This window comes from Streptococcus sp. IMAU 99161 (assembly GCF_014435245.1).
Classification (GTDB): Bacteria; Bacillota; Bacilli; order Lactobacillales; family Streptococcaceae; genus Streptococcus; species Streptococcus lactarius.
Window position 1 is genome coordinate 237,809 of sequence record NZ_JAAPAW010000011.1, and the last position, 20,239, is coordinate 258,047.

At 42.5% G+C, this 20,239-nt stretch carries 14 protein-coding genes and 2 pseudogenes; 13 read left to right on the plus strand and 3 right to left on the minus strand.

Annotated features, from left to right (window positions below; genetic code table 11):
* The first annotated feature begins 106 nt into the window (after nucleotides 1-106).
* The 5 genes and pseudogenes from ccpA to thrS all read left to right on the plus strand — a co-directional run bounded on the left by ccpA (nucleotide 107) and on the right by thrS (nucleotide 5,997).
* Nucleotides 107-1,111 (plus strand): catabolite control protein A, encoded by a 1,005-nt coding sequence (ccpA, locus tag HA044_RS06745; protein WP_187540425.1) that lies wholly within the window; start codon nucleotides 107-109, stop codon nucleotides 1,109-1,111.
* A 293-nt stretch (nucleotides 1,112-1,404) separates the two neighbouring features.
* Entirely contained in the window at nucleotides 1,405-2,403 is a 999-nt protein-coding gene (locus tag HA044_RS06750; RefSeq protein ID WP_187540427.1) for a glycosyltransferase family 4 protein, read from the plus strand.
* A 1-nt stretch (nucleotide 2,404) separates the two neighbouring features.
* Nucleotides 2,405-3,727: a glycosyltransferase family 4 protein gene (locus HA044_RS06755; RefSeq protein ID WP_187540429.1), complete on the plus strand. Its 1,323-nt coding sequence runs from the start codon at nucleotides 2,405-2,407 to the stop codon at nucleotides 3,725-3,727.
* Nucleotides 3,728-3,839: 112 nt separating this feature from the next.
* Nucleotides 3,840-3,985: pseudogene (locus HA044_RS06760) on the plus strand (AAA family ATPase); the annotation flags it as partial.
* Nucleotides 3,986-4,053: 68 nt separating this feature from the next.
* Nucleotides 4,054-5,997 carry a threonine--tRNA ligase gene (gene thrS, locus HA044_RS06765; protein WP_187540431.1) on the plus strand — a complete coding sequence of 648 codons (1,944 nt, stop codon included), beginning with the start codon at nucleotides 4,054-4,056 and terminating at the stop codon, nucleotides 5,995-5,997.
* Between the two features lie 213 nt (nucleotides 5,998-6,210).
* Here the strand turns inward: thrS and HA044_RS06770 are convergent, their stop codons facing one another.
* Nucleotides 6,211-7,260 carry a DUF389 domain-containing protein gene (locus tag HA044_RS06770; protein WP_187540433.1) on the minus strand — a complete coding sequence of 350 codons (1,050 nt, stop codon included), beginning with the start codon at nucleotides 7,258-7,260 and terminating at the stop codon, nucleotides 6,211-6,213.
* A 504-nt stretch (nucleotides 7,261-7,764) separates the two neighbouring features.
* On the opposite strand from HA044_RS06770, the gene yycF reads away from it, so the two are divergent.
* From yycF to HA044_RS06785, 3 genes are read left to right on the plus strand one after another with little or no spacing between them, the layout of a single operon-like run.
* Nucleotides 7,765-8,466 (plus strand): response regulator YycF, encoded by a 702-nt coding sequence (yycF, locus tag HA044_RS06775; RefSeq protein ID WP_187540435.1) that lies wholly within the window; start codon nucleotides 7,765-7,767, stop codon nucleotides 8,464-8,466.
* Nucleotides 8,459-9,814: a cell wall metabolism sensor histidine kinase VicK gene (gene vicK / locus HA044_RS06780; RefSeq protein ID WP_187540437.1), complete on the plus strand. Its 1,356-nt coding sequence runs from the start codon at nucleotides 8,459-8,461 to the stop codon at nucleotides 9,812-9,814. Before yycF ends, vicK begins: the two co-directional genes overlap by 8 nt.
* 7 nt (nucleotides 9,815-9,821) lie before the next feature.
* Complete coding sequence (locus HA044_RS06785; protein ID WP_187540439.1) at nucleotides 9,822-10,631, plus strand: MBL fold metallo-hydrolase; 810 nt, start codon at nucleotides 9,822-9,824, stop codon at nucleotides 10,629-10,631.
* 104 nt (nucleotides 10,632-10,735) lie between these two features.
* On the opposite strand, the pseudogene HA044_RS06790 reads toward HA044_RS06785, so the two are convergent.
* Together HA044_RS06790 and HA044_RS10175 are read right to left on the minus strand one after the other, a co-directional pair.
* A pseudogene (locus HA044_RS06790) lies at nucleotides 10,736-11,723 on the minus strand (IS30 family transposase).
* A 282-nt stretch (nucleotides 11,724-12,005) separates the two neighbouring features.
* Nucleotides 12,006-12,467 carry a hypothetical protein gene (locus tag HA044_RS10175; RefSeq protein WP_262407548.1) on the minus strand — a complete coding sequence of 154 codons (462 nt, stop codon included), beginning with the start codon at nucleotides 12,465-12,467 and terminating at the stop codon, nucleotides 12,006-12,008.
* Between the two features lie 330 nt (nucleotides 12,468-12,797).
* Between HA044_RS10175 and rnc the strand changes: the two genes are divergently transcribed.
* The 5 genes from rnc to ftsY are packed head-to-tail and all read left to right on the plus strand — an operon-like array spanning nucleotide 12,798 to nucleotide 20,230.
* Nucleotides 12,798-13,499: a ribonuclease III gene (gene rnc / locus HA044_RS06800; RefSeq protein ID WP_187540441.1), complete on the plus strand. Its 702-nt coding sequence runs from the start codon at nucleotides 12,798-12,800 to the stop codon at nucleotides 13,497-13,499.
* Nucleotides 13,490-17,026 (plus strand): chromosome segregation protein SMC, encoded by a 3,537-nt coding sequence (gene smc / locus HA044_RS06805; protein WP_187540443.1) that lies wholly within the window; start codon nucleotides 13,490-13,492, stop codon nucleotides 17,024-17,026. Before rnc ends, smc begins: the two co-directional genes overlap by 10 nt.
* Nucleotides 17,016-17,822 carry a Cof-type HAD-IIB family hydrolase gene (locus tag HA044_RS06810; protein ID WP_187540446.1) on the plus strand — a complete coding sequence of 269 codons (807 nt, stop codon included), beginning with the start codon at nucleotides 17,016-17,018 and terminating at the stop codon, nucleotides 17,820-17,822. The genes smc and HA044_RS06810 overlap by 11 nt, the downstream gene beginning before the upstream one ends.
* Nucleotides 17,819-18,640, plus strand: coding sequence for a Cof-type HAD-IIB family hydrolase (locus HA044_RS06815; protein WP_187540447.1), 822 nt, complete (start codon nucleotides 17,819-17,821; stop codon nucleotides 18,638-18,640). The genes HA044_RS06810 and HA044_RS06815 overlap by 4 nt, the downstream gene beginning before the upstream one ends.
* Nucleotides 18,641-20,230, plus strand: coding sequence for a signal recognition particle-docking protein FtsY (ftsY, locus tag HA044_RS06820; protein WP_187540449.1), 1,590 nt, complete (start codon nucleotides 18,641-18,643; stop codon nucleotides 20,228-20,230).
* Nucleotides 20,231-20,239 lie beyond the last annotated feature (9 nt).

Genomic DNA, 20,239 nt, shown 5'->3' on the forward strand with positions numbered 1-20,239 from the left:
GAGTTTACAAAAACTTGTCAAAATGCTTGAAAGTGTTTACAATAAGTGATAAAATAGGATTAATGAGAGAGTGAAAACGAAGTTTTCAAAAATGAAAGGAAATCTTATGAATACAGACGATACAGTAACGATTTATGATGTCGCCCGTGAGGCAGGGGTTTCAATGGCAACCGTTAGCCGGGTTGTGAATGGAAATAAAAACGTAAAAGAAAATACACGTAAAAAAGTTTTAGAAGTGATTGAACGCTTGGATTACCGTCCAAATGCAGTTGCTCGTGGACTGGCTAGTAAGAAGACAACGACAGTTGGAGTTGTGATTCCAAATATCACCAACAGCTATTTCTCTACACTTGCAAAAGGAATTGACGACATCGCGGAAATGTACAAGTATAACATCGTCCTTGCAAATAGCGATGAAGACGATGACAAGGAAGTTTCGGTTGTCAATAACCTCTTTTCCAAACAAGTGGATGGGGTCGTTTTCATGGGCTATCATTTGACTGAAAAGATTCGTTCTGAATTTTCACGCTCTCGTACGCCAGTTGTGCTTGCTGGAACAGTGGATATGGAGCACCAATTGCCAAGTGTCAATATTGATTACAAGCAAGCGACAATTGATGCTGTGACGCAACTTGCAAAGCACAACAAGAAAATTGCCTTTGTAAGTGGTCCATTGGTAGATGATATCAATGGTAAGATCCGTTTATCAGGTTATAAAGAAGCTCTAAAAGCTAAAAAATTGAGCTATAGCGAAGGTCTGGTATTTGAATCCAAATACCGCTATGAGGAAGGCTACCATTTGGCAGAACGTGTCATTGCCTCAAAAGCAACTGCTGCTTTTGTGACGGGAGATGAGTTGGCAGCTGGACTTTTGAATGGCTTGTCTGATCAAGGTGTCAAGGTGCCTGAAGACTTCGAAATTATCACGAGTGATGATACACAAGTAACGCGTTACACTCGTCCAAATCTATCCACAATTGGCCAACCACTCTATGATCTTGGAGCCATTAGTATGCGGATGTTGACCAAGATTATGCACAAAGAAGAATTGGAAGAACGTGAAGTAGTATTGTCACATGATATTACGAAACGTGGAACTACGAAAAAATAAGGATGAGTAGACTAGAGTCTCGACTTGGGAAGACGTGTCTACTCGTCATGGAAGAGGCTGGGACAAAAGTTCTAGCCTCTTAATTGTTTTTGGATTGTCGAGCAAGACGCAGTGGTTGAGTGGGCTCCACTACGCTGATTTCATCAGCTTTTACAGCCCTACTCAACTGTGCGGAGGTGGGACGACGAAATCGAATTCTAACGAATGACCGATTTCTGTCCCACTCTCTCTTTTTTATACCCTATACAGGTAGAGACTTGCTGGGCACTCTTTATTTCGGTATAATAGAAAGTATGAAAGTTTTACTGTATTTAGAAGGAAAATCCGTACTACAAAAATCAGGAATTGGTCGAGCCTTGCAGCACCAAATGCATGCACTTGATTTGGCTGGAATTCCCTATACGACAGATATTTTGGGAGATTATGATGTGGTGCATATCAATACCTATGGACCTCGGAGTTTTCTCTTGCTCCATGCAGCAAAACGTCGTGGAAAAAAAGTCATCATGCATGGCCATTCAACCCGTGAGGATTTTGAGAATTCCTTTATTGGATCTAACCTTTTTGCGCCCTTGTTTGGAAAGTATTTGGCTCATATGTACCAAAAGGCAGACTATGTCATCACGCCTTCTGAGTATTCCAAACACTTGATCCAGTCCTATGGAGTGACGACTCCGATCATTGCCGTCTCCAATGGAATTGATTTGGAAAAATACAAAAAAGATCTCAAGAAAGAAGAAGTCTTTCGTAAGCATTTCAAGATACAAGAAGGTCAAAAGGTTGTCATTTGTGCGGGACTTTATTTTAAACGCAAAGGAATCGAAGATTTCGTCGAAGTCGCTCGTCGTATGCCGGATGTGCGCTTTATTTGGCTAGGTTCTATCAACAAATGGATCATTCCGCGTAAGATCCGCTGTTTGGTGGAAAAGGATCATCCAAGTAATGTGGAATTCCCTGGCTATTTTAAGGGAGCGGTCTTCCAAGGGGCTATGACGGGAGCGGACGCCTTTTTCTTCCCATCCTATGAGGAAACAGAAGGAATTGTTGTTTTAGAAGCCTTGGCTAGCCATCAGCATACGGTCTTGCGGGACATTCCCGTTTACAATGGCTGGATCGACGAGAGCTCATCTGAATTGTGCCACAATGTGGATGAGTTTGTGGATTCCTTGAACAAGGTCTTGAACGGACAAGTAGACAAGCGGGAGGCCGGCTACAAGGTTGCTGAAAGTCGCTCGATCGACTTAGTGGCCCATCAATTGGTCGAAGCCTATCAAACAGTTTTGGAGATGTAAGATGCGTGTAGGGTTATTTACAGATACCTATTTCCCACAAGTTTCGGGAGTGGCGACCAGTATTCGGACGCTCAAAACAGAATTAGAAAAATTGGGTCACACGGTCTTCATTTTTACAACGACCGATAAAGATGTGAACCGCTATGAAGATTGGCAGATCATTCGGATTCCAAGTGTGCCCTTCTTTGCCTTTAAGGACCGTCGAGTTGCCTATCGTGGCTTTTCAAAGGCACTTGCCATTGCCAAGCAATACCAGTTGGATATCATCCATACCCAGACAGAGTTTTCATTGGGCCTTTTGGGAGTGTGGATTGGACGCGAGTTGCGGATTCCAGTCATCCACACCTACCATACCCAGTATGAAGATTATGTTCGTTACATTGCTCGAGGCATGGTCATTCGCCCAAGTATGGTCAAATACATTGTGAGAAGTTACATGAATGATCTGGACGGAGTGATCTGCCCGAGTGAGATCGTCTATGACTTGCTTCAAAAGTACAAGGTTAAGGCGGAAAAACGCATTATTCCGACAGGGATTGATCTGGCTAAATTTGACCGACCAGAGATCACCTCGACAGAGACAGCGGCTCTGCGTGAAAAATATGAAGTAACAGAAGATGAAACACTCTTGTTGAGCCTGTCGCGGGTCTCTTATGAAAAGAACATCCAGGCCGTTATTGCAGCTCTTCCTGATGTCCTCAAAGTCAATTCTAAGGTTAAGTTGATCGTTGCTGGGGATGGTCCTTATCTGGATGATTTGAAAAAGCAGACAGCCAAGCTCGAAGTTTCAGATGCGGTGATCTTTACAGGGATGATTCCGCCAAATGAGACGGCTCTCTACTACAAGGCGGCGGACTTCTTTATTTCGGCATCTACTAGTGAGACCCAAGGCTTGACCTATTTGGAAAGTATCGCTAGTGGTACACCAGTGATTGCCCATGGCAATCCTTATCTGGACCATGTGATTGACGATCCCATGTTTGGAAAACTTTTCTATGAAGAAAGTGATCTAGCAGCCGCTATCATAGAAGCGATTGAAGCAAAACCTGCAATCGATGAGGCCAAATGGGCTGCAAAAATCGATGATATTTCTGCAGCGACCTTTGGTCGTCGGGTCTACGAATTTTACCTGGATAAAATCATTTCCAAAGATTTTACAAATGATATCACTCCAGAACAAAGTCGTATGAAACGGATGTCCAAGAAAATTGTTAAAATTCCAACCAAGGTCATTGCTCTTCCGGTCAATGGATCGGTGAAAATGATGAAGGCTTCGGTCAAACAAGTCAAGAAAATCCGTAAAATCACGCATTTCTTTGATTGAAAATAAAACTTTTTCTTGCAAAATTTTTCAATCGTGCTATAATAACTGTCAGAGACATATCAAATCTAGGAAATCTTATAGAGAGCGCGTGAAGCTGGAAATCGCGTAGAGGATAGGTTTGGGACTACTCGTATTCCTTTTATGCAAACATAAAACGGTGGCCACGTTAGAGCCAATCAGAGGTGTCCCTCTTTTTTGAGGAACATAAATGAAGGTGGAACCACGTTGCGACGTCCTTTTGAGGATGTCGCTTTTTTCTATTCATCCTCTGCTTGCAGGCACCTCTTTCCAAACATTACTTACGAAATTAATTTAAGGAGAACATCATGATTCAAATTACTTTCCCAGATGGCGCTGTTCGTGAATTCGAATCTGGCGTGACAACTTTTGACATTGCTCAATCCATCAGCAATTCTCTAGCTAAAAAAGCTCTTGCTGGTAAATTCAACGGCAAACTCATCGACACAACTCGTGCCATCACTGAAGATGGAAGCATCGAAATCGTGACACCTGATCACGAAGATGCTCTTTCCATCTTGCGTCACTCAGCGGCTCACTTGTTCGCTCAAGCAGCTCGTCGCCTCTTCCCAGATATCCACTTGGGTGTCGGCCCAGCTATTGAAGATGGATTCTACTACGATACAGACAACCAAGCGGGTCAAATCTCTAATGAAGATCTTCCTCGTATCGAAGAAGAAATGAAGAAAATCGTGAAGGAAAACTTCCCATCTATTCGGGAAGAAGTGACTAAGGATGAAGCGCGTGAAATCTTCAAAAACGATCCTTACAAATTGGAATTGATTGAAGAACACTCTGAAGATGCGGGTGGCTTGACCATCTACCGTCAAGGTGAATACGTAGACCTTTGCCGTGGCCCTCACGTGCCATCAACTGGTCGTATCCAAATCTTCCACCTCTTGAATGTTGCGGGTGCTTACTGGCGTGGAAATAGTGACAATGCTATGATGCAACGGATTTACGGTACAGCTTGGTTTGACAAGAAAGATTTGAAGGACTATCTTCAAATGCGTGAAGAAGCCAAAGAACGTGACCACCGTAAACTTGGGAAAGAACTTGATTTGTTCATGATTTCTCAAGAAGTTGGTCAAGGTCTTCCATTCTGGTTGCCAAACGGTGCAACAATTCGCCGTATCCTCGAACGCTATATCGTGGACAAGGAAGTCGCTGCGGGCTACCAACACGTCTACACTCCACCAATTGCTTCTGTTGAACTGTACAAGACTTCAGGCCACTGGGACCACTACCGTGAAGATATGTTCCCTCCAATGGATATGGGAGATGGGGAAGAATTTGTCCTTCGTCCAATGAACTGTCCACACCACATCGAAGTCTACAAACACCATGTTCATTCTTATCGTGAATTGCCAATCCGTATCGCTGAAATCGGGATGATGCACCGTTATGAAAAATCAGGTGCCCTTACTGGTCTTCAACGTGTGCGTGAAATGTCACTGAACGATGGACATACTTTCGTTGCTCCAGAACAAATCGAAGATGAATTCAAGAAAATCCTTCAATTGATCATTGATGTTTATGAAGATTTCAACTTAACTGATTACCGCTTCCGTTTGTCTTATCGTGACCCTGCAGATAAGCACAAATACTTTGACAACGATGAAATGTGGGAAAATGCTCAACGCATGTTGAAAGCAGCCGTTGACGACATGGGCGTTGAATACTACGAAGCTGAAGGGGAAGCCGCATTCTACGGACCAAAATTAGATATCCAAATGAAGACAGCTCTTGGGAAAGAAGAAACCCTCTCTACTATCCAGCTTGACTTCTTGTTGCCAGAGCGCTTTGATCTCCACTATATCGGAGCTGATGGCGAAGAACACCGTCCAGTTATGATTCACCGTGGGGTTATCTCAACCATGGAACGCTTCACAGCTATCCTGATTGAAAACTACAAGGGAGCCTTCCCAACATGGCTTGCTCCTCACCAAGTAACTGTGATTCCTGTTTCAAACGAAAAACACGTGGACTACGCTTGGGAAGTGGCGAAGAAACTTCGTGACCGTGGTGTCCGTGTCGATGTCGATGAACGCAATGAAAAAATGCAGTTCAAGATCCGTGCTTCTCAAACGCAGAAGATTCCTTACCAATTGATCGTTGGAGACAAGGAAATGGACGAGAATGTTGTCAACGTCCGTCGTTATGGTCAAAAAGAAACAGAAACTATGCCAGTAGATGCATTTGTAGAATTGATTCTTGCAGATATTGCAAATAAATCTCGTGTTGAAAAATAAGAAATAAAAGCTGGATTAAGATTTCCAGCTACCTAAAAAAGCAACAACTGAAATAGTTGTTGCTTTTTTACATTTTGACTAAGCTGATCTAGTAGTGATTGGTTAAACTACCACAAATGGCAGCCTCATCAACAATCCTTTCTATCCACTAACTTTTGGTTATAAGATATCCTCCCAAGATTTGCTTCCATGAGTTAGATAAGTTGACTATCCTCAATCCTTGTCTGCCTCATTTTCTTTTACGAGATCGTTTTGTGAATCTTTTTCAGAGAGTTTTTGATCGATATACTTGTTAATGGTTTCATAAAATTCCTTGGTCATCTCACTATCTAATTTTGTCGAATTATGGACTTGATTGACTTTTAATTGAACAGATTGAATACCGTAAGAGGCTTGTTTTTGGCGAATGGTTTCTAATTCTTCTTCTGAAATCGGATCTCCAACAACTGTCAAGACCAATTCATTATCCCTAGACTTGTAGACTTGATTAATGACCGTATGATTGGCGAACTCTTTTCCTACAAACTGTTTGATCCCTTCTTTTCGTGCTTGATCCATCGTCAGAGTGACTGCTGAATAGCTGGCTGGAAGAACCAATAATACAATTAAGAATATCAACCCAATTCTCATTTTAATGTTTAGCTCTTTAAATGAACTTAAGGGAGATTTTCTCATCAAAATTCTTGTTCCAACAATGTTGGCTAGCATGATAAAGACACAGTTAATCAAGAAAAGATAGAGAGCCCCAAATAAAAATCGCACATTTCCATTAGCTAAACCATAGCCTGCAGTACAGATAGGTGGCATCAGAGCTGTTGCAATGGCTACTCCAGGCACGATATTGTTTGCTTCTTTTTTCCTTGAACCAATGACACCTGCTATCCCACCAGCAATAGCAATGAGAACATCCCAAATGGTTGGAGAGGTTCGTGCAATCAACTCGCTACTTGCATAAGATAAGGGAGAAATCCAGAAATACAGAGTCGAGACAAGCAAACTGACCAATACTTGAGTAAATAAAACCTCTAGAGATTGCTTGATTAAACGCGTATCAAAAATAGCTAAACCAAACCCCAGTCCAACAATCGGTGTCATAAGAGGGGAAATCAGCATGGCTCCAATAATGACAGCTGTTGAATTCATATTTAGACCTATAGAGGCAATAAAAATCGCACACATTAAAATTACTGTATCTCTTAATCGAACATGAAGGTCATCATATAGTTTCTCTCGGAATTCACGTGTTGAATAGTTTCCGGTCATTGGTTATTCCTTTTATTTCATATAATCTTGTTTCTACATGGATGATGGTAGAGAGACTTCTGTCCAAACTGACATATTTTTAATTCTCACTTATAATTTTTTTGAACATTATCTTTTAAATATCCATCAGTCCATCCTACATATTATATCAAAAATTTTACAGTCTTTCTCTGAAGAAATCTATCAATTGAACAGATAGAGAAAGCCAGAAATTTTAGATTCCTTATTCAAAGAAGGAAGAACGGTATCTCCTCTGAAAGAAGATACCGTTTTAATGTTTAAACATGATGAGTTTGTAGCAGCAATCCTAGCTGATATCGCCAACAAATCTCGTGTTGAGAAATAATGAACAAAGAAAAGATTGAGATGGAACGATCTCAGTCTTTTTTTCATGCTTTTATTTGAAAGTCTAGCCATTGAGGCTCCACATTTCTGCATAAGTTTGATATAATAAGAAGATAGAGATTTGATTAGGAAAAGAAGCATTAGAAACAGGTATGTAAGATGAAAAAAATATTAGTAGTTGATGATGAAAAACCGATTTCAGATATTATTAAATTCAACATGGCGAAAGAAGGCTATGAAGTCTTGACGGCTTTTGATGGTCGGGAAGCCTTGGAAGTTTTTGCTGCTGAAAATCCAGATATTATGATTTTGGACTTGATGTTGCCAGAGATTGATGGTTTGGAAGTGGCGCGTACGATTCGTAAGACTAGCAATGTTCCGATTATTGTCCTTTCTGCCAAGGATACGGAGTTTGATAAGGTCATCGGTCTTGAGATTGGGGCGGATGACTACGTGACTAAGCCGTTCTCAAATCGTGAATTGCAGGCGCGTGTGAAGGCCTTGTTGCGCCGTTCTGAATTTGCTGCGGATCCTCAGCTTGAAAATGATGCCGACACTGAGATTGTCATTGGAGATCTTCACATTCTTCCAGATGCTTTCTTGGTTCAAAAAGGCAATAAAGAATTGGATCTAACCCATCGGGAGTTTGAATTGCTCTATCACTTGTCGACCCATGTTGGACAAGTGATGACACGGGAGCATCTTCTTGAAACCGTTTGGGGCTATGATTACTTTGGAGATGTTCGGACAGTGGACGTGACGGTTCGTCGCTTGCGTGAAAAAATCGAAGACACACCAGGACGTCCTGAGTATATCTTGACCCGCCGTGGTGTTGGGTATTACATGAGAAACAATGATTGATCAATTAAAACAATTTGTTATGTCATCAAACTTCGTGTTTGTCCTGATTACGATTGGTTTTATGATCGTCGTAGCCTTGTTCTTACTGGAGAACCGCAAGGACAATGTAAAGTTGAGACAACTAAATGCCAAAATTAAGGATTTGATCGCAGGGGACTATTCCGAAGTTGTTGACATGCAAGGAAGCCCAGAATTGACCGATATGACCAATAGTATCAATGATTTATCAGAGGTGATTCGGCTCACGCATGAAAACTTGGAGCAGGAAACCAAGCGCTTGACCAGTATCCTTTCTTATATGACAGATGGGGTGCTTGCGACCAATCGTCGTGGGCAGATCATTATGGTCAATGAAATGGCTGCCAAGCAATTAAATATTCATCCAGAAGAAGTCTTGAATACGAGTATTTTGGATTTGCTCTCGATTGGGCAGGACTATGATCTGCGAACCTTGATTACCGAAGTGCCTGAGTTGACCATCGATTCCCAGGATGAAAATGGGGAATATTTGAGCTTGCGTGTACGGTTTGCTTTGATTCGTCGGGAATCAGGATTTATCTCTGGTCTAGTAGCGGTCTTGCATGACACGACAGAGCAGGACAAGGAAGAACGTGAACGGCGTCTCTTTGTCTCCAATGTCAGCCATGAATTGCGGACCCCATTGACCAGTGTCAAATCTTACTTGGAAGCCTTGGACGATGGAGCTATATTTGAGCCCGTTGCACCGGACTTTGTCAAGGTTTCGCTCAATGAAACCAACCGGATGATGCGGATGGTGACAGACCTTTTAAGCCTGTCTCGCATTGACAACGAAACCAGTCAATTGGAGATTGAGTTAACTAACTTTACAGCCTTTATCACCTTTATTTTGAACCGATTTGACAAGATCAAGAGTCAATCGCAAGAGGATACCAAAAAGTATGAACTCATTCGAGAGTATCCAATTACACCGATCTGGGTCGAAATTGATACTGACAAAATGACGCAGGTGATCGACAATCTCTTGAATAATGCGATCAAGTATTCACCGGATGGTGGGACGATTAGAGTCGGGATGAAAACGACAGATGCTCAGTTGATTATTTCCATCTCTGATGAGGGATTGGGAATTCCCAAGAAAGATTTGCCTCGTATTTTTGACCGCTTTTATCGAGTGGATAAGGCGCGCAGCCGGGCTCAAGGTGGAACTGGTCTGGGGTTAGCCATTGCTAAGGAGATCATTAAGCAACACAAAGGCTTTATTTGGGCCAAGAGTGAGTATGGCAAGGGCTCGACCTTTACCATTGTCTTGCCATATGACAAGGATGCGATCAAAGACGATGACTGGGATTCAGAAGAGGAAGAGTAAGGAGTCAATGACAGAAAAGGGATTTAAGTATAGTATTTTAGCATCTGGTTCCAGTGGAAATTCTTTTTATCTGGAGACACCAAAGAAAAAACTGCTCATTGATGCAGGCTTATCTGGGAAAAAGATTACGGGGCTACTGGCTGAAATTGATCGCAAACCAGAAGACTTAGATGCTATTTTGATTACGCACGAACACTCAGACCATATCCATGGTGTGGGTGTTTTAGCGCGGAAGTATGGAATGGATCTCTATGCTAATGAAGCTACTTGGAAGGCCATGGAAGGAACCAAGTATCTAGGCAAGGTCGATGATGCTCAAAAGCATATCTTTGAGATGGGCAAAACTAAGACTTTCGGAGATATTGATATTGAGAGCTTTGGTGTTAGCCATGATGCAGCAGCCCCTCAATTTTATCGCTTGATGAAGGATGGGAAGAGCTTTGTCTTGCTGACGGATACGGGCTATGTGAGCGATCGCCTAGCTGGAATCGTCGCGGATGCAGATGGCTATTTGATTGAGTCCAATCATGATGTGGAAATTCTTCGAGCAGGTTCCTATGCTTGGCGCCTCAAGCAACGGATTTTATCTGATCTGGGTCACCTTTCAAATGAAGATGGGGCAGATGCCATGATCCGGACCTTGGGAAATCGCACCAAGAAGATTTATCTGGGGCATTTGTCAAAAGAGAACAATATCAAAGAATTGGCCCATATGACCATGGAGAACCAACTGGCTCGGGCAGATCTAGCAGTCGGTCATGATTTTGAAGTGCTGGATACCTCGCCAGATACCGCGACTCCTTTGACGAAGATATAAGACGGAAAAACCAACAGAGGAGAATCCTGATTAAAATTGAAGAATTCAGCCCCTAGAACTAGGAAAAGAAGTGCGTTCGTGCTTCTTTTTTTGATCTTGAATTGTCAAAATAAGTGCACATTTTCTTCATAGAAAACTTCATAAGGTGTTTTCCAGTTAAGACATTTTCGAGGTCTATTATTAAGTTTGTTCTCCCACAACTGAATAGTCTTATCATCAACCAATGTTAGATCACTACCTTTTGGAAAATATTCTCTTAGTAGTCCATTCGTATTCTCATTAGTCCCTCGTTGCCATGGAGCATGAGGGTCAGGAAAATAGACTTCAATTTTTAATTGATCACTCAATTCCTGGTGATAGGTAAACTCTTTCCCTCTATCAGGAGTCACAGTATGCTTGGTCAAGGGTTCTAACATTTTTACCATAGCTTCTATCACCAACTTGCTTTTCTTAACAGCTACCTTCTGGATTTTTAGAAAACGAGAATATCGGTCAGTTAGAGTCACTAAACAAGCTTTTCCAGTTTTCCCTGCAACAGTATCGGCTTCCCAATCTCCTATCCTAGTTCGGTTATTAGCGTCTTCTGGTCTTTCGTGAATCGTATGAGAAATAGAGATTTTCCCTCTATTTTCGACATAACCTTTTGTATGACGCGTTTTTCCACGATGGCGGAGCTTGCGAATGACACCACGAGCACCATGAGATAGTTGAGTTATCATCAAAATGTCCTCTATAAATGGCCCTATAAATTGTTTGATAACTAATAACAGCTTTTCCAAACTCTAATCTCAACCGACCTTCTATTTCTTCAGGAGACCATTGATACTCGAGAAATAGATGTTTGACAGTATTGCTTAAATTGTGATCTAGTTCAAGTATCCGTTTCCGCCCACAGTGTGATTTAGCAATATAATAAGATTCCTGCGCATGACTTGGAGAATAGTTCCCTTCTCTTAGATGTCGTTTCCACTCGCGACTAATACTAGACGGATGACGATGAAGTAACTTACCAATTTGAGAAAAATTTAGGCCTTGCGTACGATAAATGAGAATACTTTCACGCTCGTCTATGGTAAAATGATGGTAGCTCATAAGATTTCCTTTCGTAACTAGTTCGTTCAATTCTATTTTACTAGAAAATCTTATGAGTTTTTATTGTGCACTTATATTGTATATTCAAGATATAAAAGTAAAAACCCTTGTGTATCAAGGGTTTTCGTGTACTGACTACGCTTCAATATATTTTAATTAGTGATCGACTTTCGGATTTTTAGTTTTCTATAAAAGAATCAACTCTTAAATATGATTAAAGTATATTTAAGAGTTGATACATCTTTTGTTAAATACCTTTTATTGTGATATATACCTATTATATCATTGTTCTAACTCAGTTATCTTTTCTAACATTTCTTGTATGTCCTTTTGTGTCTTGAAAGGATTATTTTTTATTTTCTTAACAAAGAGAATTAGTGTGATAATCAAAAAAATACAAGCAATGACAGGGTTGATGGTAAAGTATAAAAGGCTACAAAAAGCGGACAACCCTACAGGAAAATACCAAGAAGAAGCTGGATATACCTTTGCCTCTCTATATGTATAAAGGCCCTGATTTGTACGTTGGAAATTTATATTTCCTTTCTTAACACTACTGAGAGCATCTACAGTGGTTTTGTGGTATACCTTATTATACATAGCACGTTTAGGATCTTTAATAAGGCCCATCCCTTTTTGGCCATAAGTTGGTATAACTGCTCGTTTAACCTGCCTCTTTACCTTAGATGTTGTCCTAGCTTTTAAACTCTTTGAAAGATTGGGTTTTCTAACTCCTATTTTCATAGTAATACTCCTTATTATTTCAATTCCAAACTTTTTTGTTTTAATTATATCAAATAATGATTTGGAATGAAATAATAAGGAAATGAAGAGATAGAACCTAACATAAGAAATGAGTGTTATGTTGGTAAGTTATAGAAATACGAAAGTTGAAGAAACTTAAAATTCATGGAGCAAACTTACAAAACGTGATATTCAACTTATTTGATCGATATCTAAATACATATAAAATATGTTAAAAGTAATCAACTGTATCTAATGGATATCTAATAGCAATCATCATAAAATTTTGGTATACTTAAAGGTATGAATTTATTAGAAAGTAGGCTTCCTATGGAGAAATTACAAGCCCTGTTATTGGAACGGTTTCAGATCGTTTTTTCAGATAGCAGTTTATTAGAAACCGCCTTTACGCACACTTCTTACGCTAATGAGCATCGCCTCTTAAAAATTTCACATAACGAACGTTTGGAATTTTTAGGAGACGCTGTTCTTCAATTAGTTATTTCCGAATATTTGTATAAGGAACACCCAAACAGACCGGAGGGGGATTTGTCTAAATTCCGTTCTATGATTGTCCGTGAAGAAAGTCTGGCTGGCTTTTCTCGGGATTGCCAATTTGATCGCTATATCAAACTGGGCAAAGGCGAAGAAAAATCAGGTGGCCGGGATCGTGATACCATCCTTGGTGACTTATTTGAAGCCTTTTTAGGTGCTTTGTTGCTGGATAAAGGGGTGGACGCTGTCAAACGCTTCATCTATCAGGTCATGATTCCTAAGGTTGAAACGGGTCAATTTTCCCAAGTTATTGACTACAAGACCCGTCTGCAAGAACTGTTGCAGGTTCACGGGGATGTGGAGATCCAGTACCGAGTGATTAGTGAGTCGGGTCCTGCTCATGCCAAAGAGTTTGAGGTGGAAGTATTCGCTAACGGCAAAACTCTAGGTCGTGGTCATGGTCGCTCCAAGAAATTAGCGGAACAAGAAGCAGCCCGCAATGCAGTTGAAACGAGGAATGATGGGCCATGTATCTAAAAGAGATTGAAATCCAAGGCTTTAAATCCTTTGCGGATAAGACAAAAGTCGTATTTGACAAAGGGGTCACTGCAGTGGTAGGGCCGAATGGATCTGGAAAATCAAATATCACGGAGAGCTTGCGTTGGGCCTTAGGGGAATCCAGCGTTAAGAGTCTACGTGGGGGCAAGATGCCCGATGTCATCTTTGCAGGGACAGAATCGCGTAAACCGCTGAATTATGCTTGTGTCACGGTTGTTTTAGACAACCAGGACAGTTTTATCCAGCAAGCGGGGAAAGAAATTCGGGTCGAACGTCATATTTATCGCTCAGGAGACAGCGAGTACAAGATCGATGGTAAGAAAGTACGTCTCAGAGATGTGCATGATTTGTTCATGGATACTGGCTTGGGACGAGATTCCTTCTCCATCATCTCTCAAGGTCGGGTGGAGGAGATCTTTAACTCCAAACCGGAAGAACGCCGTGCCATCTTTGAAGAAGCAGCTGGTGTCTTGAAATTTAAGACGCGTCGCAAGGAAACAGAGACCAAGCTGAATCAAACTCAGGAGAATTTGGACCGTCTAGAAGATATTCTCTATGAATTAGAAGGACAGATCCAGCCTCTTGAAAAGCAAGCGACGGTTGCTCGTCGTTTCTTGGAATTGGATCAAGAACGCCAGGTACTCTTGCTGGATGTTTTGGTTGCCCAAGTCGATCTGACAAAGGACCTTTATGAAAAGGCTGATCAAGAAGAAAAAGCCATTCAAGAACAGTTGTCCTCTTATTACCAACGTCGTCAGATTTTAGAAGAAGATAATGTCCGCATTAAGAAAGCCCGCCATCAGTTGGATGAAAGCTTAGCTGAGGACCAGGCGAGCTTGCTTGAGGTCACTCGTTTGATCAGTGATTTGGAAAAGCAAATCGAAGTCGCTAAGCTGCAATCGAGTCAGGCAGCCCATAGTCGTAAGGAAAATCTAGAGCGACTGGATGCTGTTTTGGCCCGTCTGGAAGAAGCGAAGCAAGAGCTGGCTCAAAAACAAGAGACGCTAGCAACTCTTCAACAAAGACTGACAGGAAACCGTCAGCAACAAGAGCAGTTGGAAAAAGAATTAGCCAACTACGAAGAAGATCCGGAACAAGTCATTGAGCATTTACGCGAGCAGTATGTGGCGCTCTTACAGACAGAAGCCGAAAAATCCAATGAGCGCACAGCGATTGAGAGCCAGATCCAAGCGCTCCTACAAGAATCGAGCCATCGTCAAGAGGACTTGACCAAGGCCCAATCCAATTTTGAAGCTGCCAAGGAAAAAGAAGTCCGACAATTGGAAGAGGTAGAGCAGGCACAAGCGACGGTTAAAGGCCTACTAGCAGAATACCAAGATCAGCTAGTAAAAGTGGAGCAGGCCAAGGCTGCCTACCAAGAGGCTCAAGCTGCCATGTTTGATTTGATGGATGAGAGCAAAAACAAACGGGCACGAATCAATAGCTTGGAAGCCATTCAGAAAAATCATAGTAACTTCTATGCAGGTGTCAAGAGCGTCTTACAAGAAGCAGAACGTCTAGGAGGTATCTGTGGAGCTGTTAGTGAGAATTTAAGCTTCTCAAAAGACTACCAGACAGCGCTTGAAATTGCACTGGGAGCTAGTAGCCAACAGATCATTGTCGAAGATGAAAAGGCTGCAACACGAGCGATTGATTTCTTGAAACGCAATCGCTTAGGACGGGCAACCTTCCTTCCGCTAACGACGATCAAAGCCCGTCAACTCTCTCCGCGGAATATGGAGTTGATTCAAACTAGTGCAGGATTTTTAGGAATTGCGAATGACTTGGTGACCTATGAGCATCGTTTTGAACAGATTTTCCAAAACTTGCTTGGAGTAACGGCCATCTTTGACACGACGGAGCATGCGCGTGAGGCGGCTCGTACAGTCAACTATCAAGTTCGGATGGTGACCTTGGATGGGACCGAATTGCGGACCGGAGGATCTTACGCCGGTGGTGCCAATCGTTCCCAAAATACGGTATTTGTCAAACCAGAATTGGATAGCTTGAAACAGGAAATGGAGACTCTGGACGCACGTTTGAGAGAAGCTGAGCAGGGGGTAGAGACCAAAGATAATTTACTCAAGCAGGCACAAGAATATCTGGCTTCCATTCAAAGTCAAGGTGAGCAAGCGCGTCTGGAGCAACAGCGGGCCCAATTGGCTTACCAACAAAGTCAAGAGCAACTGCAAGAAATTCAGGAACTCTTAGAGGCTTTGAAGTCAGAATTGGCAACAGATGCGACCCAATCTCTTCAAGAAGAGCAGGAGTCCCTTACTGAGCAATTGGCAGCGATTGAGCTTCAAAAAGAAAATTTGAATCGCGACATTGAAACCATGAAGTCGGATAAAGATGTCCTACAACAAAAGGTGCAAAACCTGCAAGAGCAATTGGCAGAACTGCGACTCCAACAGACGGAATATAAAAGTCAACAAAATTACGAGCAAACAGATGCTCGTCGTTTGGAAGAAACAATCACTCAGTTGGAAGTAGAAGAGCATCAGTTGCAATTGCTGATTGAACAAGGCGAGGCCCAAGTTCAGACAGTCGATGTAGGGCAGCTAGCCAACCAATTGACGCAGGCTCAAGCCAAGAAAACGGACTTGGAACAAGGGATCATTCGAAAACGCTTTGAGCTGGATGATTTAGAAGGCCAGGCCGAAGATGTGGCAGAACAGATGGAACAAGCGCGCAAGAAAAACGAAGAGTGGATTCGTCAACAAGCTAAGGCTGAAGCGACACGTGAAAAGCATGCAGACCGCTTGAACAAGCTCTTAACGCAAATTACTGATGAATTCATGCAAAGCTTTGACCAAGCTAAAGAACAGGCCAAACCGATTGAAAATCTTGCGGCAGCTGAAAACCAGCTCAAGAGCATCGAAAAAGACATTAAGGCGCTGGGTCCTGTCAATGTGGACGCGATCGAGCAGTACGATGAGGTGAAGGGGCGCTTTGATTTCCTTTCTAGCCAACGAGAGGACGTCTTGGAAGCTAAAAATATGCTCATGTCTACCATCAACGACATGAATGATGAAGTCAAGGAACGCTTTAAATCAACCTTTGAAGCCATTCGTGAATCCTTTAAGGTTACTTTCCGTCAAATGTTTGGTGGGGGTTCTGCTGATTTGATCCTGACAGAGCCAGATCTTCTGACAGCTGGTGTTGAGATTTCTGTGCAACCACCTGGTAAAAAGATCCAATCCTTAAACCTCATGAGTGGTGGAGAAAAAGCCTTGTCAGCCTTGGCCCTCTTGTTCTCGATTATTCGCGTCAAGACCATTCCATTTGTGATTCTAGATGAGGTAGAGGCGGCTCTGGATGAAGCCAATGTCAAACGATTTGGTGATTACCTCAATCGCTTTGATAAGGAAAGCCAATTTATCGTCGTGACCCACCGGAAGGGAACCATGTCAGCAGCTGATTCCATCTACGGTGTGACCATGCAGGAATCAGGAGTTTCTAAAATCGTCTCAGTAAAATTGAAAGACTTAGAAAATGAAGAATAATGATATCAAATTGATCGCTACGGATATGGATGGAACCTTTCTAAATGACAAACATCAGTATGATCAAGCCCTATTAGGCAAGGTATTAGCGAGTTGCAAGGAAAAGGGAGTGTATTTTGCTGCAGCAAGTGGGCGTGCCCTGCTTTCGCTAAAGACCCTTTTTAAAGAGTTTCAAGACCAAATGATTTTTATCGCTGAAAATGGCAGTGTGGTGGAATTTCATGGAGAAGATCTCTATGAAGCCACCATGTCCAAAGACTTTTATTTGGGTGTTTTTGAAGCTTTGAAATCCTCTCCCTATGCGGATCCCAACAAGGTTCTCTTGACAGGGAAAAAAGGGAGTTATGTTTTGGAAACGGTAGACTCTGACTATCTGACCTTGAGTCAGCACTACAATGAAAACATTCAAAAAGTGAAAAGCTTAGCAGATATTCAGGATGAAATTTTCAAATTGACCACCAACTTTGATGCAGCTCTTGTCTTTGAAGGAGAGCAATGGGTCAATGAGCATATCCCAGGCGTCAAAGCAATGACGACAGGTTTTGAATCGATTGATATTGTCCTCGATTATGTCGACAAAGGCGTGGCGCTTACGGCCTTAGCAGATAAATTAGGAATTTCGATGGATCAGGTCATGGCTTTTGGAGATAACCTAAATGACCTCCATATGATGCAGGTCGTCGGTCATCCCGTTGCGCCTGAGAATGCCCGCCCTGAAATCTTGGCCATTGCTGAAAAAGTGATTGGCCACCATGCGACTGGTTCTGTTCTGCGTTATATGGAGGAAGTACTATGAGTCAGATTGCCTTGATTGCACTGGATTTAGATGGGACCCTGCTTAATTCTGAAAAAAAGATTTCTACTCGTAATCGGGCGGCCCTTGCTGCTGCACGGGCTCAAGGTATCAAAGTGGTATTGACCACTGGTCGTCCCTTGAAAGCCATGGATTTTCTTTTGGAAGAATTGGGAACAGCCGGTCTCAAAGAAGAGTATACGATTACCTTCAACGGTGGCTTGGTGCAGCGAAACAATGGGGAGATCCTTTCGAAAATCGTTTTTACGAAAGAAGATGTCGATCGTATCCATGATGAAACAGCTCGTCTAGGCCTTCCTCTTGATGCCATCAGTGAGGGAACCGTTTATGAGATTCATGCGGATCGGAAGTCTCTATACTCCCGTTACAATCCGTACTTGAACTTTATTGAGGTGGATGCGAATGACTTGCCAGCGACCATCTCCTACAACAAGTGTGTGACCGCTTTTGATCAAGAATTTTTGGATTCAGCTATTGCACAGATAAAGCCGGAGCTCTTTCAAAACTATGAAATTTTTAAATCTCGGGACATGCTACTGGAATGGTGCCCCAAAAAAGTTCACAAGGCAAGGGGATTAGCAGCATTGTCTACCTTCTTGGGCTTTGAGGCGGATCAAGTCATGGCCTGTGGAGATGAAGCAAATGATCTGTCCATGATCCAGTGGGCTGGTCTAGGGGTAGCTATGGGAAATGCAGTGCCAGAAGTAAAGGAAGTCGCAGCCCTTGTTGCCCCTATGACGAACGACCAAGACGCTGTCGCATGGGCAATTGAAAATTATGTGCTAAAGGAGAGTGAATAAATGGGATTATTTGATCGTTTATTTGGTAAAAAAGAAAAGACAGAAAAAGTCCTTCCGACTTCTGAAGAAGTGACGGAAAACAAAGAGCAAGAAGTAGCTGATACAGAGGAGCCAAAAGCTGTTTCCCAAGACCGGGACGAGCAAAAGATCTCTGACATGGAGGCTTATTACCAAGAGCTTAAAGAGCGGATTGCAGCCACACATCAACCTGTTTCAACCGTCACTCAAGAAGAGTCATCAGAGGAACCTCTTGTTGAAGAAAAAGAGAGTGTAGAGGCTAGTGAGGACCAAGCGCCAGTAGAAGAAATTGCAGAAGTGGAAGCTCCTGCTGAACCAGCAGAAGAAATTGCAGAAGTGGAAGCTCCTGCTGAACCAGCAGAAGAAACTACTGAAGAGGTAGTCTCAGCTGAGCCGGTAGAAGCAATCACTGAATTTGTAGCAACTCCGGAGTCGTCAGAAGCCCCTACTGAAGTGGAAATCCCTGCTGAGCCAGCAGAAGAAATTGCTGAAGAGGTGGCCTCAGCTGAGCCGGTAGAAGAAATTACGGAAGTAGTAGCTCCTGTTGAACCAGCAGAAGAACCCGTTGAAGTGGAAGAACCGGTTGTTGAACCAGTGGTGGAAGCTCCAGATCAGGAAGCTCAATCCGAGGTCGCACCTCAGCAAGAGACCATTCAGGAAAAATATGATCGTAGCTTGAAAAAGACGCGGACTGGATTTGGAGCCCGTCTCAATGCCTTCTTTGCCAATTTCCGTTCAGTCGATGAAGAATTCTTTGAAGAATTGGAAGAACTATTGATCATGAGTGACGTTGGGGTTCAGGTTGCCTCCAATTTAACTGAAGAATTACGATATGAAGCCCGGTTGGAGAATGCCAAAAAACCAGATGCTCTCAAGCGCGTGATTATCGAAAAATTGGTAGACTTGTATGAAAAGGATGGCCAATTTAATGAAGCCATTCGTTTTCAAGATGGCCTCACGGTTATGCTCTTTGTCGGGGTTAATGGCGTCGGAAAAACCACTTCTATCGGGAAATTAGCGCACAAATACAAACAAGAAGGCAAAAAAGTCCTATTGGTTGCGGCGGATACCTTCCGTGCGGGAGCAGTGGCTCAACTTGTAGAATGGGGACGTCGCGTGGATGTTCCAGTTGTGACAGGCCCTGAAAAATCGGATCCAGCAAGCGTTGTCTTTGATGGAATGGAACGCGCCATTTCCGAGAATGTCGATATCTTGATGATTGATACGGCTGGCCGTCTGCAAAACAAGGACAACCTCATGGCGGAGCTTGAAAAAATCGGACGGATTATCAAGCGTGTTGTGCCAGAAGCACCGCACGAAACCTTGCTTGCGCTCGATGCTTCGACAGGTCAAAACGCCTTGGTGCAAGCCAAAGAGTTTTCAAAAATCACGCCTGTAACTGGGATTGTCTTAACTAAGATTGATGGAACGGCTCGAGGTGGGGTCGTGCTTGCGATCCGTGAAGAATTGGATATTCCAGTGAAGTTGATTGGATTTGGAGAAAAGATTGATGACATCGGACCATTTAACTCAGAAAACTTTATGCGTGGCCTTTTAGAAGGATTGATTTAACCGTACAAT